This window comes from Stieleria maiorica (genome assembly GCF_008035925.1).
Taxonomy (GTDB): domain Bacteria; phylum Planctomycetota; class Planctomycetia; order Pirellulales; family Pirellulaceae; genus Stieleria; species Stieleria maiorica.
Window position 1 is genome coordinate 5613451 of the sequence record NZ_CP036264.1, and the last position, 14571, is coordinate 5628021.

Consider the following 14571-nt stretch of genomic DNA (forward strand, 5'->3'; position numbering starts at 1 on the left):
CATCGGGGATTCACGACCTCGTTCGTTTGAACCCGCTACTGGTCCTTTGCCTTTGTCCGCAGCAGGGTTTGGGCCGCATCGGGCCACTGGACAAAGGCGTGCAGGTTCAATTTGACGCTCTCGTGCACCCGGATCGCCAATTCTCCCAGCATGCTCATGCGGTCGATCGTGGCATCGAGACGTTCAAGTTCGGCGTCGATCCGCTCCCCCCGCCCCCGCATCATCGTGCGTTCCATCGTGCTGGCCGCGCCGTAACTTTGCTTGAAAAGATCCCGTTGCAACAACAGTTTGCTGCGATTGCGGACGAGAGCGGTGTTCTCCATCGCAAAACTGGCTTGGCTGAGCGAGGACCAGGGCATGGCGGAGTCCAACCGAGCCCCGTATTGCAAACGACAGGAAAGTGTTCGCGAGCAATCGATCTCCATTTTGACAGCAATTGCAACGGTCTCACCATCAGTCGGCGTCAGGATCGCGATCGCAGTCCCGTCGCGGGCGTGATTGGGATCCAGGGGCGTGTGCCAAGCCAAGTCGATCGAGTCGGGGACCTGCAGGTCGATTTCCAGGCGCGCGACCTCGGGCAACAGCGGGCCGCCGAGTTTCCAACTGGGACGCAATTCGCGGGGATCCATGGAGATGGGATAGGCATCGGTTTCGATCGACGGTCGCAAGTAGACGATTTCGCCGCCGGAAAGGACCAGACGTCCATGAAGGAGCTTCTGTGCCAACCGGTCCTTGGACGCAGACTCGGACCATCGCAGCACGGTTGATGGACCGGACCGAGTCAATTGCGCGATCCGATTGCCGCTCTGTTGATTGATCAGCTCGGTCGTCCCGTCTTCGTCGGGGCCGGACATCACGATCGGGATCTCGCTGGGAAAATCGAGCCGCTCGATCGTGGCGCCCGTCTGATCGATGACGGATTCCGCAGCGGTATCGCTTGCCGGTGGCAATTCGACAAATCGGTCCTCGGACGGACGCGTTTCTTGGAGGACTTCCGGGACGTCCTGCTCCGGCGCGTCCGTGCTCAGCACGTCTTCCAGCGTGACATCATCAGCAACGTCCATGCCGGGCAGACGTGCGATGGGGGTGGATTCTGCCGGGACATCGCCGGTTGTTCGGAGCGGGCTGGCGATCCGCATCGTTTTCGCCGGATCGATTTCATCCGAGTTCACCGCCATGTTGTCTGCGGAACCCGATGGCGCGTTGCTTGCCACGAGCGCGTCGAGATCGTCCATGACATCAAACCCGCCACGTTGGCCCCGACTGTCGACGATCGTCTTTGCGGAGGATTCGGGCGGGTCCCCGGGCTCGTTGGGCGTGCCACCGTCTGCAAATTGCGGATCGAAACGTTGCGGATCGCGATCGGCAGGGTCTCGGTTCGGCTCGCTGCGGCTGGCTTCGTCTCGTGCCGGATCCGACGGCGGTGGCGGGACATCGGGCTGCATCTCGGGCGCGGCAACGGGGGCCGCATTCGCGAACTGGGCGGACGCATTCCCGCTGGACCGGTCCGCCGTATGGGTCATCGATTCCGGTTCGCCGCTGGTGGCGTCACGACGTCCAAGTTCGGCCTGCCGTTTCCGCATTTTGGCGAGTTGGGTTCCGCCCAAAACCATTGCCACCGCGGCGACGGCGGTTGCCAGCCCGAGCGTCAGATTCCAATTGAAGCGGCGATCTCGCGCCATCGGTTGCGGCTTGCTCGGACGCACCTTTTCTTCGGACGGATCGGGAGACGTGATCGCTTGTTCGCCGAACCGACGAGCCAGCGACGCGGTGAATTGATCGATCAGCTTCTCTCGCCGGTCCCGTTCATCACCTGACAGCGTCGGGGCGTATTGATCATCGTCGGCATGCCGCTGAAAACGCAGCGCGAACCGAGCCTCGGCTTGATCGACGCGGAGCTGACGGCTGCGATGCGCGATCGCCGGACGTGGGACGGCGAGCCGCTGCTGGAATTGGTCGCCCAGCTCGTCGACGTTGTCGATTCCTTGACCGGCCGGCAGAATTTCACCGAGAAACACAAGTTCGCCTTGTCGATTGATCGCCCAAGACTCCAACTCGATCGCGGCGATGGAGCCGCCATCGTCCAGCACTCGGCGACAGGCTTCTTTGAAACGCACGCCCAATCGCGAGGCCAGATCGTGCGGGGGCGTACCGAGTCGTCGCACGAGTGATGCGACCGTTTCCGCCTCGTCCGCAGTCGCCGAATCGGCCGGTCGGGCGAGAACGGTTTGCTTTGCGTGGGAACCATCGGTCGATCGGCGTGTTGTTTTGCCTTGGCGCCGCTTCGCCACCCGCGCTTTTCGCCGCGACGGCGACCCCGAAGAACCGTCTGGCGGTTCATTGCGTTTCGGTGCGTCGGGTGAGGGTGGTGACATGACCGTTCGATAAATCCGAGCGATAGCGGGCGTGGTTCGGGGCGGGCGTGGTTTGGCGCTGGCTTGCGTCGGTGCTGCGTGGCACGGTCGGGGCGAAGCGTCAGGGATGCAAACGGATTGCCATTGTCAACTGAAGCCGGCGAGCAATCAAACCCCACAGCGACATGCTCCCCCGACGGAGCCTAAAAAAAGCGAGACTTTGCGATTATCCGTCTTGACTGATACAGATTTCCTTAGTGGTTCTACCGGAATTAACCAAACCATCGGGGTGGTTTGTGCCGATAAGTCCGCCTGAAGCGATTTTTTGGAGGCATCCGCTGTGCCGATCGCTGTCGGAAACCTGCCGACAGACTGAACCATGGCGTGCCGACGGCGATTCGTTTCGACATTGAATTACCAGGGGGGAAACTGGTTGATCGCCGCAATCCGATGCGGCGGGCGTCAATGCGATGCATGAGCGCGCGGTCATTTCCTCTCTCCATATTGCGGCTCGGGATCCCAGCGTGACACAGGTGTGCACGCATGGCTCGGGCGAACGAGCCCCAACAGCGAGGCGGCTGCGACCGCGGAGACGTTTGCGATGCACCGAATGATTCGAAACATGGTCAACCGTTTGACAAACATGAACAGCGAAGCGGGAGTTTCCCGTCTGCCCGCTGCCAAACCTCTCTCCCGTCTTCGCCGTGCCGGTTCGGCGCTGGTGGGGACCAGCCTGGCGGTAGCGGCGGCGATCTTCGCCACCGGCCTGCTCTCGGGCGAGGTTTCGGCACAGGGCTATCCCTCGGCGGGCGTCTCGCTTGCCAACTACGACTTGGCCGCCAGCGGCTTTGTCACGCCGGCCGGCGTGCCGCCGATCGGGACGCCCGGCATGATGGGCATGAGTGGTTCGCCGGTGATGCCGGTCGGCTACAACGCGTATGGATGTGACTCGGGCAACTGCGACGCGTTGCCGATGCAAGCCTGCATGGACCGGATGGTCTGTGGAACGTGCGGCGGCGGAGGCGGTTGTTCGTGCAACAGCTTCCTGGGCGGCGGCGGCGTCCTGGGCAAACTTCGCAACGGCGGTTCGGCGTGTCTGTTCTGTCGCGGCGCCGGATGCACCGCCTGCAAAGAGTTGCCGTTCGGGTACGCGGGATCTTGCCTGGCCTCCGCCGTCAGCTTGTTGCGTCCTTACGAAGAGGCAGGAATCTGCAATCAACGCTGGTACGATGTCAGCCTGGAGGCTCTGTTCTTGGATCGTCAGATCAAGAGCGCGGGCTCGTCGGTGATCACACAACGTGGAAGTGGGCCGAGCGGAACTCCCGTCTTGAGTCTCAGCGACGACGGGTTGGACGAACTGGAAGCCGGCGTGCGGGCATCGGTCGCCTTCATCTGGGGCGTGGGCGGCAACGTCGAATTGACATACATGGGTGGCAACGAATGGAAAGAAGGTGCATCGGCTCAAGCGGATGTGATCGGAACCAACTTGGAAGGCAACCTGTACTCCTTCCTCAGCGATTTCGGGACCATCCCTGGCGCCGGCGGATTTGACGACACCGATCGCTCAACCACCCAATCCATCGAAGCACGAAGCCGCTTCCACTCGGCCGAGTTTAACTATCGCCGACGAACGATGTTCCCCTACTGCCGATTCCAAAGTTCCTGGCTCGTCGGTCTGCGGTTCATGCGATACGACGACGGGCTCCGCTACGCAACCCAGGGACAAACCCAAACGACGATCGGTCCCACCACGATCACCCAGAATCGATTCTTCAATGCCGACGCCGACACCGAAAACCGATTGTTCGGACCGCAGGCCGGATTCGACTTCTGGTGGAACGTGGTTCCGGGCATCTCCGTCGGGCTGGGTGCCAAGGGAGCGTGGGTGCAAAACGATGTCGACCGAGCGGTTCAAATCTCCGCCAACTCGTTGGCAACGCAAAACGCGTTCGACGGCGATCAACGCGGCACCATCCTGGCCGACCTCGAACTGAAAGGGATCTATCGACTGTCGCACTCACTGACGCTTCGCGGTTCCTACTACGTCCTGGCCGTCGACGACATTGCCTTCGGCAGCATGGACTTTCAAGTCAATGGGGCGACCCAAAGTATCGTTCCAGGCAACCTCGCCTACGACAGTTTGACCTTACAAGGTTTCACCGTCGGTGCCGAATACATGTGGTAGACGCCGAACACGATCGGAAAAACGATATGCCCCGCTCGGATCCCGAGCGGGGTTTTTTTATGCCTCGCGTGCGGCCCTGAGTCAGCCGCGGATTGCTCGTGCATTTTGACGGTGATCCGGTATAATCGATTCTCCCACCACCCGCCGTGCCGGCCCCCGCCTTTGATTGCTCCGCCCCCATCGCGGACAGTGACGACGCCATGACTTGTATTCTGCTGCGACTGAACTCCGCCGCATGGCTTGCCATTTTCGTTTTGGCCACACTGACACGTCCAAGCCAAGCAGCCGATTCCGTTGAATCAACACCATCGGGCGTACGTTCGTTTCGGCAATCGCGCGCGATCGGTCTCCAACGGTCGAAGCTTCGCAGCCAGAATCCGGTTCGCATTGCCTCCGATGTCAAGCCGAATCGAGACGAATTCGCCCAAACGATCGGGCCGATCCTGAGGGAAGCATGTTCCGATTGCCACGGCGCCGACACCCAAGAAGGGAATGTTCGGATCGACACGCTCGACCCCGACCTGCTGCACGGCAAGGACAGGGAGTGGTGGCTCGAAGTCCAAGCGGTGGTTAGCAACAACGAGATGCCGCCTCCGGGCGAAGCTGAACTGTCCGACGCGGATCGGACCAAGATCGTTCAGTGGCTGTCCAACGAAATTCAAGTCGCATCGATCGTGCGACGGGCCTCGGGGGAACACCATTCGTTTCGACGGATGACGCGTTACGAGTTCAATTACGCGCTACAAGATTTGCTCGGGCTGCCCTATGACTTTGCCAAGGACCTGCCCCCGGAAGCGCATTCGGAAGAAGGATTCCAAAACAGTTCCGATCTGTTGCACATGTCGGTCTCTCAATTTGAAGCATATCGACGGTTGGCCCGCCGGGCGTTGCTGCGAGCGACCGTTCGCGGCGAGCAGCCCCAGGTGCTGCACTGGGGCGTGACCATGAAGGATGCCGGACGCATCGATTGGGCGAAGCAGCAGAAACAAATAGATCAGGCCAAGGAAGAGAACGCGGACGATCCGGAAGCTCAACAACAAACGCTGCAAAAACTGGAGGAAAGTTTTCGCCAACGGCACAACGTTCCGTACTTCAAAGACCTATCCGGTGGACAAACCGTTCGCGCCAGTTGGCAGTACCGCAAGGCGACCTACGCGCACAAGCCGACGACGTCACCGCCGCAGATCCCCGAGTCGCTGGATCACGTCGCCATCCTTCCGCGTGGGCAAAACAACCGCTTCAGAATCGAATTGGGCAACCGGTTGCCCGACGAAGGCACGCTGCGTGTCCGCGTCCGTGCGGCGTGTGAAAATGCAGACGAGGCCAGCCCGCCGAGTCTGAAGTTGTTGTTCGGCTGGCAGGCGAGCAACGAAGGCCGCGCGCTGCTGACGGTCGGACGGGCGGACACACCGATCACGGCGCCGTCCGACACCCCGGAGTTTTATCAGTGGGACGTGCCGCTCGGTGAAATCTATCCGCGCAACTCGGTGCGAAAGACATCCCCGCTGGGGGCGATGCCGAACCCGTCGGAATACATCGCCTTTGTCAACAACTCGGTTTCGCAAGGACCGATCCGGATCGACTATGTCGAAGTGACGGCTCCCGTCTACGATCAATGGCCTCCAGAATCGCACACGCGGATCTTTTTTGACAGCACCAACCGCGATCACGAACCCGATTACGCACGCGAGGTGTTGACCGCGTTCATCGAACGTGCCTGGGGGCGTGCTGTCGCCCAAACCGAGATCGATCGCAAGCTCGAATTGTTCGCGACGATGCGGCCACAGTGCGACAGCTTTGAAGAAGCGATGGTCGAAGTGCTGGCAACGGTTTTGGCGTCGCCGCGCTTCCTGTACATCGTCGAAGACGGAAATGCCGACACCGATGGACGCGTCCCCCTGACCGGCACCGAACTGGCGACACGGTTGTCGATGTTCCTGTGGTGCAGCATCCCCGACGACCGGCTGCGCCGGCTCGCCGCCGACGACGCGCTGCTCCAGCCGGAGGTGTTGCAACGCGAGATCACGAGGATGTTGGCCGACGACCGCGCGAAGCGACTGTCCGAGCACTTTGTGCACCAATGGCTGGACCTGCAGTTGCTCGATTTCCTGAACGTTCCGCGTTCGTTGGAACCACTGAAGGAATCGATGCAGCGGGAACCGATCGAGTTGTTTCATGAAATGGTTCGAAACGACGCGAGCGTGTTGGACTTTCTGCACGCCGACTACACGATGGCCGATGAGCGACTGGCCGTTCACTATGGGCTGAGCAGCGTCAAAGGAAACCACTTCCGCCGCGTCCCCTTGGATCCTACCGGCCGCCGCGGTGGTTTGCTGACGCAAGCGGGTTTGCTGGCGATGAATTCCGCGGGTGATGATTCGCATCCGCTCAAGCGTGGCGTTTGGCTGTTGGAGTGTCTGCTGAACGATCCACCGCCACCACCTCCGCCCGCCGTTCCGGAAATCGATCTGGCCGATCCGGAGATCGCCAAGATGACGCTGAAGGAACAAATCGAAGACCATCGCAATCACGCGGCGTGCATGTCGTGCCATGCGAAGATCGACCCCTGGGGCATCGCATTCGAGAATTACGATGCGCTGGGACGGTGGCGGGACCAGGTCGGTGGCAAACCGGTGGATGCAACCAGCAAGCTGTTCAATGCGCAACCGCTAGACGGCATGCAGGGATTGAAACGATTCCTTTTGGAGCAGCGTCAGGATCAGTTCGTGCGTTCCTTGGTTCATAAGCTGACCACCTACGGTCTCGGGCGGTCGCTGACGTTCGCAGATCGCTCCGACGTGGATGAAATCGCCGCCGACCTGCGTCGCCAGGGAGACGGATTGGCGACGATGATTCGGATGATCGCCACCAGTGAATTGTTTCGGACCAAATAGAGTTTTGTCAGTGTTTGATTTCCTCGCGGCACGTCGTCTGCCAGGCCCACTCAGGAGAGAACCGCCATGTCGATGAACTTAAACTCGCTTGACCGCCGTCGATTCGTTCGCGGCGCGGGGTTGGCATTGGCGTTGCCCCTGTTCGAGACCTTTCGAGCCTCGGCGGCTCGCGGAACCGAAATCGCCTCGCCGCCGAAACGCCTCGGGTGTTTCTACTTTCCCGACGGCGTGCCGATGCCGCTGCCCGAGGACCCTGCCTACGGCGACTGGTCCTGGTTTCCCCACGGGGCCGGATCCGACTTTCAGTTCACCAAGTGCATGACGCCCCTGCAACCACTGCGTCAGGAACTCACCGTCCTGTCCGGGTTCTCGCACCCCGCCGGCCGCATCGTCCACGGTCACAACAACGCCGATCAATTCCTGACCGGCGCCCCGACCGGCGGCGGCGACATGGAATACCACAACACCATCTCGTTGGATCAACAATACGCGAACCACGTCGGGCACGAAACGCGATTCGCTTCGTTGGTGATGTCGACCGATGGTGGAACCGGGACCGCGCGGGGCGCCCACACGATTTCCTTCGACCACAACGGCAAACCGATTCCCGCCGAACACCGTCCCAAACGCGTCTTCGACATGTTGTTCGTCAAAAGCAACGAAGACGCGGCCAAACGTCTGGCGCTCAGCCAAAGCGCGCTCGATGACTTGCTTGCCGATGCCCGGCGATTGCGAAAGTCGCTCTCGACACACGACCAAAAAACGCTGGACGAGTACCTGGAATCGGTTCGCGAAGCGGAGCGTCGTGTCGAAAAAGCCAAGCAGTGGCTGAATGCTCCGCTGCCCCAGGTCGACGCCGACCATTTGAACCTGGAACTGACGACAGAAGAGCCGCGTCAATATCTGCAGACGATGTTCGAGCTGATCTATCTGGCATTCAAAACGGATTCGACCCGCGTGGCAACCTACCAGATCGGTCGAGAGAACGGTGTCGGCCGCAGTGATCACCTGGCCCGGGCGATCGGGTTCAATCTTTCGCACCAGTTGTCACATGAAACAAAGAAGCCAGACGGCTGGAAAAACTTCGGGCTGTATTGCCAATTCTTGAACGAAGAATACGCCCGATTCCTGACCAAGTTGAAGCAAACACCCGAACCGGCGGGCGAAGGCACGATGCTGGACAACACGCTGTTGCTGTTCGGTTCGGCCTCCAGTGCATTTCACCTGTCACGCAACTACCCGTTGATTTTGGCCGGCGGGGGGAACATGGGCCTGCAACACGGCCGCTACATCAACAAAGCCGGAGCGAATCCACAGGGTGGCGCTTGGGATGGCGGCACCGAGCCCTGGCAGAAGAAAGCCACCAACGACGATCTTCCGCTTTCCAACCTGTTCGTCTCGATGCTGCATCACTTGGGAGTCCGAACGGAATCGTTTAGTGACAGCACAGGTAGAATCGACTTGAGTTGACGGCTGGTGCATGGAAAAGCATCGCGCGACGGCCCGGAAAGGCGATCGGACTGCCTACCTCGTTCCAAGGCTCGGCCTTGGAACGCACTGCAGGTGTGGCTCCCGCCGCACTAGCGACTCAGATCGACCGCCACGATTTCTTTGTCGTTGCGGACGAACGCGGTCTTGCCGGCGTAGGCGGGATGGCTCCACACGACGGGACGTCCGAACGCTTCGTTGGTCGGCTCGACGACATGCATCCGACCTTTTTCATCGTATCCCTTGGCGGTCAGCTCGGCGATGATCAAGTCGCCCGTTTCGCTCAGCACCAGGTAACGATCCGTTTGTCCCAATCGGGTCAGGAACGCGGTCCCGTGGCGACCGAAGCGTTTTTCACCGGGAATGGTCGCATCAAAGGTCTCCCAAAGCCGCTCGCCATTGCTGGCATCGACCGCGATCAAGTTGCCTTTGACACAGTCGGTTCCATAGACCACGCCGTCGACGAACATCGGAGGCGCGTTGCTGCTGTGGACCGCGTTCTTCGGTCCGCCCCGCCAGAATTCTTCGCCGCTGGGCGAGTCGGTTCCCAGCCGGATCATCACGGCTTCGGCATGGATCCCGCTGGCATACATCAAATCGCCGTCAACCATCGGCACCGCGATCGACATCTCGTAGGCGGGCGTGATCGGGACATTCCACAACGATTTTCCGCTGGCCGGATCCAAACCTTCGACCGCCTCGGGGTGGAACACGATCAACTGCCGCATTCCGCCCGCTTCGATGATCCGCGGGGCACAGTAACCTGCTTTGGCGTCGAGTGACTTCCAACGCACCTCTCCGGTCGCTTTGTCGAACGCAACCACGCCTTGACCATCACCGCCGACCATCGTGTACAGCAGATCGCCATCGACCAGCGGATGCGCCGAGAAACCCCAGATCGGCACTTCGGCGCCGAAGTCTTGGGGCAGATTCCGAGTCCAGACGAGCGAGCCATCGGTCACCGACAGGCACGTCAGGTCGCCTTCGGCCCCGAGCAAATAGACCTTGTCTTGATCGATCGTCGGGGTCGCCCGCGGACCGGCGGGGTAGCTGATTTCATAGGGACGATCATAAGAATATTCCCAAATCTTCACGCCGGTTTTGGCATCCAGTACCAACAGTCGCTCTTTGCCGGTCAGCTTGGCGCGACTGCCGGGATCGTTCACCACGTCGCCGCCACTGCGTTGGTAATCAAACACGAAAACTTTGCCATCGGCGACCGCGGGGCCCGCGTACCCACCGGCGATCGGGGTTCGCCATTTAATGGGCAATCCCGACGCGGGGATCTCATCAACGACGCCGGTTTCACGGTACACGCCGTCTCGGTTTGCACCGAGCCAGCCCGACCAGTCGTCCGCAATCACACTGCCCGGACCGATCAAGATCGCCCCGGAAACGAAAAGGCTGGCGAAGAAAAGAACGTGTTTTGCCATGAATTTGTTACCTGAGTGTGGAAGTCACGGGAGGTTTCCGCCCGTCCATGAACCAATTATCGCGATATACCCCGCGACCGAGGAATTCTTACGCTAGCAGTTTTTTCCACCTGTGACACAGGGACACTCCGCGGGTGGCTTGCAGAGCAATGTTGATTCGGCAGACAAACGTTGTGATTAGCCGTTAAAACGTAGCTACCTTCGCCAGAAGGTGGTCCCCGACGTTTTCCACGCTCTGGCGAGCGTAGCTACGTCGAAACTGGATGCGGTCAGCGGGTTTGGTCAGCCAGGTACTCCGCCAGCGTAGTGAGGTGTTCTACGGCGACGCTCATCTGCACCGTCGGCCCGGGAAGCTTGTTGAATCTCAGCCCCTCATCGCTGATCCACGCCCCCCGTTCGTCTTGCCGATCGATGATCGCCTGCACCGCCCGAGGGTTGGGGCGACGCTGCTTTTCGGATTCGGCAAGCTGTTGCGGCGTCAAGCGTTCATGGCGCTGATATTGCTTGCGCAGTTGCGGCACCTTGCTTTGCAGCTGGAATCCGTAGTGCGTCGGCATGTCGCTGTCGTCGTAGGTCAGCTGGTAGTCGCGAGTGAAGTACAGTGGCCGATTCGTTTTCAGTTCATAGAACCGCGCGACGCGGCCGTCGGGCAGTTGGCAGCGTTCCAAGTAGTCGAGTGCTTGGGGGATCGGATCGAGGTACTTCGGGTCACCGACGTGGCGATAGACCAACATCAGCGTTTCGATCACGCTGAACGATTCGCTGGTCGTGATCGCGGGCGGCTCGAATTTTCGCGCCCAAATCGGCTGCATCTGCGCGTTGTATTGCTGGGCCCAGGCGGGCTGGGGATCGGGCATCTGGGCGGCCAACAGCGAATCGGCCAATTTCACTGCCGAATCGCAATAGCGTGCGTCACCGTAAACTTCGTCGGCCAGGAACAACACCTTCATGACGTCGCGGGCCAGGTGATCGTTCAGCGTGTAGCGATGCCAGTACTCGTTGTGGCCGGGATAAGTCCGCGGCCACGACTCGGGGTAGCTCGCGTTTTCGTCCGGTGTGTCGGCCGCCGGACCGCGCTGGTCGGTCCAGACCTGGGGAAATCCGCCGCCGGAGAATTGGCCGCGCTGGATCAGTCCGTCCAGGGCATAAAGCGTCATCTCGTGAATCGATTCGTCCTTGAAGTTCAATGCCCGGTCCAACTGGATCAGGAATCGCAACGCCGATTGCGTCTTGTCGTCGTCCAGGCTGGACTGGTCTTTCGCCTTCGATCTGGCTGGATCGATCCGGTACGCCCAACGGCGACGACGCTCCGGATCAAACTCCACCATCGCCTGCCATCCGCCGGAACGCATTTGACCGCGACGAAGAGCTTCCGCGGCGGCCCTGGCTGCGTCAAGGAATTGCTCGTCGCCGGTCGCTTCATAAAGCTTGACAAACGCTTCACCGACCGACGGTGTCCCAGGCGGCTGGACCCAGATGGTTGGTGTGTTGACGACTCCCTCGCCTTCCCGCGCCCCCAAGTCCGCCGAATAGCTCCACAGATAGCCGCCTTCGGTGCTGACCTGATCGACCAAAAATGAGGTTGCCTTTTTCGCGGCCGCAAGCGCATCGTCAGCCAAATCGGCACGAGCGGGCGTCGCGATGAAAGTGACGATTACAACGCAGACGATCCACAGAAGCGGGCGGGGCATCCGAGAGTTGTGACGCATGGGTGGGGCGGGGTGTGGGAGGAGAAATTCAAAACTCCCCAGATTGTAACCGGTTATCCCATGTGATCCCGTCTCTTAGCCGTCTGCGGAAATTAGGTAAGAAAATTTCGTGGGTAAGAAAATGTTGGATAGCCCCTTCTGTTCCGTAACACCAATTTTTCTACCTCTCCGCCTGACACGTCGATGGCGGCGCCTGGAAATGAGATCAAATCGATCAATTCCACACGAGGTGAGGCGCCGTCCAGCTACACGCCGACCGGGGCGCCGGAGGTCCACTTGGTGAAGTCGTGGGGCTCGCGGTGGACGTGGTTGTAGACCGTGTCGCGTTCGACCGGAACGCGCCCGGCTTCGGTGATCAGTTGTTTGATGTGATCGACGCTCAGACACTCCGGGGTGGTCGCCCCGGCGTCGTGATAGATCAATTCGTGACGGACCGTACCGTCGATGTCGTCGGCACCGTAGGCGAGCGCCGTCTGGGCCGTTTCGATGCCCAGCATGATCCAGTACGCCTTGATGTGTTGGACGTTGTCGAGCATCAAACGGCTGATCGCCATCGTCCGCAGGTCCATCAGCGCCGAAGGCTTTTTGATGTTGTCCAGCTTGGTGTTTTCGGGGTGGAACGCCAGCGGGATGAAGACCTGGAACCCGCCGGTGCGATCCTGCAGTTCGCGCAGCCGGATCAGGTGATCGATGCGGTGATAGGCTTGTTCGACGTGCCCGTACAGCATGGTGCAATTCGTTCGCAGCCCGATTTCGTGCGCCGTTTGGTGAATTTGCAACCACTCGTGCGTGTTGGCTTTGTGCTCGCACAACTGGTCCCGAACCTCCGGGTGAAAAATCTCCGCCCCGCCGCCGGGCATGCTGCCCAACCCGGCATCACGCATGTCCTGGAGCACCCATTGTTTCGATTTTTTGGTCTGGAATTCGAACCAATTGATTTCGACGGCGGTCCAGGCTTTGAGGTGAATTTGCGGGTACGTTTCATTCAGCAATTCGATGATGCCGCGGTACCACTGGTAGGGCATCTTGTGATGCAGCCCACCGACGATGTGCATTTCCGTGCACCCGTTTTCGGTCGCTTCGCGGCCACGCTGGACGATCTGTTCGTCGCTCATCACATAGCCTTTGGGATCGCGCAAATCGCTGCGAAAGGCACAGAACCGGCAACGATAGACGCAGACGTTGGTCGGATTCAGGTGGGTGTTGATGTTGAAGTAACCGACGTTGCCGTTTTTGCGTTCACGGACCAGATTCGCCAGTTCGCCGATCTGTTGCAGCGGCACCGCGGGATCGTACAAGAAGATCCCGTCGTCCAAGGTGAGCCGCTGCTCGGCTTCAACTTTGTCTCGGATTTCTCGGAATCGTGCGGCGACGTCGGTAGCAGGCATGTTGAGGCTGGGAATCGAGTGGGACGAGTGTAAACACGGAGTGAACCGTAACGTCAGGGGGGCGTTAACAGGATGCGTTCCACGCTCTGGCGAGCGTCGCTACGCCCGAGCCAGTTGCTCCAATTTGGCCTTTGCCGCCCCGCTGTCAATCACCTGGGCGGCTTGCGAGACGCCATCGGCCAATGAGGTGACCTTGTCGGTCAGCAGCAGTGCCGCCGCAACGCCGGCCAGGACGGTGTCCCGCGCTGGTCCGGGGTGGCCGTCCAAGATGCGGCGAATGATCGCAGCGCTTTCGGCGGGTCCGCTGGCGGCCAGGGCGGTGACGTCGGTCGGCGACAAACCGAAATCCTCGGGCGTCCAGCGAGATCGACCGCTGACCTGATTGCCCGTAACTTCGACGGCGGCGGTGTAACGATCCAGGCAAACCTCGTCCTGGCCGTCGGCGGCATGGACGACGAACGAACGCCGGGTCCCCAGTTGGGCGATCGCGGCGGCAATTTTCTCCTGGGCATCGACGTTGCTGGTGCCCAGCAATTGGTGCGTCGCTCCGGCCGGGTTGCAGAGCGGTCCGAGCAGATTGAACAGGGTTTTGACGCCCAGTTTGCGCCGAATTCCAACGACATGCCGCATCGCGGGGTGCAATTTGACGGCAAAACAGAAGCACAAACCGATTTCGTCCAACCGCCGAGCGACCTGATCGGCGTCCGACTCGATTCCCACCCCCAATTCCTCCAGCACGTCGGCCGATCCGGTCACGCTGGTCGCTTTGCGGTTGCCATGTTTGGCCACGGGAACCCCACAGGCGGCGGTCACAATCGCGACGGCGGTGCTGATGTTGAACGATCCGCTGCGGCTGCCGCCGGTCCCACAGGTGTCCAGCAAGCAATCGTGGCGATGGGGAATACGGGTCATGTGGCGGCGCATGGCGGTCGCCGCGCCGACGATTTCCGAGACCGCCTCGCCTTTCTCGCGGAGTGCCAGCAACAATTGGCCGATCTGATCCTCGGCCGCTTCGCCGCTGAGCATCTGGTCGATCAGGACCGCCGTTTGATCGGCGGACAGATCCTCGTTGCGCTGGGCCTGTTGGATCGCGTCGTCGAAGGTCGTCATCGGTAATTCA

The 14571-nt window shown here is 60.5% G+C and carries 8 protein-coding genes; 3 read left to right on the forward strand and 5 right to left on the reverse strand.

The window, feature by feature from the left end:
- Window positions 1–35: 35 nt before the first annotated feature.
- Window positions 36–2375: a hypothetical protein gene (locus Mal15_RS19095; protein WP_147869231.1), complete on the reverse strand. Its 2340-nt coding sequence runs from the start codon at window positions 2373–2375 to the stop codon at window positions 36–38.
- 589 nt (window positions 2376–2964) lie between these two features.
- Between Mal15_RS19095 and Mal15_RS19100 the strand changes: the two genes are divergently transcribed.
- The 3 genes from Mal15_RS19100 (at window position 2965) to Mal15_RS19110 (ending at window position 8903) form a co-directional block, all read left to right on the forward strand.
- Entirely contained in the window at window positions 2965–4539 is a 1575-nt protein-coding gene (locus tag Mal15_RS19100; protein WP_167546915.1) for a BBP7 family outer membrane beta-barrel protein, read from the forward strand.
- Window positions 4540–4739: 200 nt separating this feature from the next.
- Window positions 4740–7433: a DUF1592 domain-containing protein gene (locus tag Mal15_RS19105; protein WP_147869233.1), complete on the forward strand. Its 2694-nt coding sequence runs from the start codon at window positions 4740–4742 to the stop codon at window positions 7431–7433.
- 66 nt (window positions 7434–7499) lie between these two features.
- Window positions 7500–8903, forward strand: coding sequence for a DUF1552 domain-containing protein (locus Mal15_RS19110; protein ID WP_147869234.1), 1404 nt, complete (start codon window positions 7500–7502; stop codon window positions 8901–8903).
- A 110-nt stretch (window positions 8904–9013) separates the two neighbouring features.
- Here the strand turns inward: Mal15_RS19110 and Mal15_RS19115 are convergent, their stop codons facing one another.
- The 4 genes from Mal15_RS19115 to trpD all read right to left on the reverse strand — a co-directional run bounded on the left by Mal15_RS19115 (window position 9014) and on the right by trpD (window position 14561).
- A complete protein-coding gene (locus Mal15_RS19115) occupies window positions 9014–10354 on the reverse strand; it encodes an outer membrane protein assembly factor BamB family protein (protein ID WP_147869235.1) in 1341 nt (446 codons plus the stop codon).
- A 269-nt stretch (window positions 10355–10623) separates the two neighbouring features.
- Complete coding sequence (locus Mal15_RS19120) at window positions 10624–12063, reverse strand: pectate lyase (RefSeq protein ID WP_147869236.1); 1440 nt, start codon at window positions 12061–12063, stop codon at window positions 10624–10626.
- A gap of 245 nt (window positions 12064–12308) precedes the next feature.
- Window positions 12309–13451 (reverse strand): aminofutalosine synthase MqnE, encoded by a 1143-nt coding sequence (mqnE, locus tag Mal15_RS19125; RefSeq protein ID WP_147869237.1) that lies wholly within the window; start codon window positions 13449–13451, stop codon window positions 12309–12311.
- Between the two features lie 99 nt (window positions 13452–13550).
- Window positions 13551–14561, reverse strand: coding sequence for an anthranilate phosphoribosyltransferase (trpD, locus tag Mal15_RS19130; protein ID WP_147869238.1), 1011 nt, complete (start codon window positions 14559–14561; stop codon window positions 13551–13553).
- Between the last annotated feature and the right edge of the window lie 10 nt (window positions 14562–14571).

Excerpts from the sequence above, each read along its gene's own strand:
- Mal15_RS19095 (WP_147869231.1), bottom strand. The coding sequence starts at position 2,375 with ATGTCACCACCCTCACCCGACGCACCGAAACGCAATGAACCGCCAGAC.
- Mal15_RS19100 (WP_167546915.1), top strand. The coding sequence starts at position 2,965 with ATGATTCGAAACATGGTCAACCGTTTGACAAACATGAACAGCGAAGCG.
- Mal15_RS19105 (WP_147869233.1), top strand. The coding sequence starts at position 4,740 with ATGACTTGTATTCTGCTGCGACTGAACTCCGCCGCATGGCTTGCCATT.
- Mal15_RS19110 (WP_147869234.1), top strand. The coding sequence starts at position 7,500 with ATGTCGATGAACTTAAACTCGCTTGACCGCCGTCGATTCGTTCGCGGC.
- Mal15_RS19115 (WP_147869235.1), bottom strand. The coding sequence starts at position 10,354 with ATGGCAAAACACGTTCTTTTCTTCGCCAGCCTTTTCGTTTCCGGGGCG.
- Mal15_RS19120 (WP_147869236.1), bottom strand. The coding sequence starts at position 12,063 with ATGCGTCACAACTCTCGGATGCCCCGCCCGCTTCTGTGGATCGTCTGC.
- mqnE (WP_147869237.1), bottom strand. The coding sequence starts at position 13,451 with ATGCCTGCTACCGACGTCGCCGCACGATTCCGAGAAATCCGAGACAAA.
- trpD (WP_147869238.1), bottom strand. The coding sequence starts at position 14,561 with ATGACGACCTTCGACGACGCGATCCAACAGGCCCAGCGCAACGAGGAT.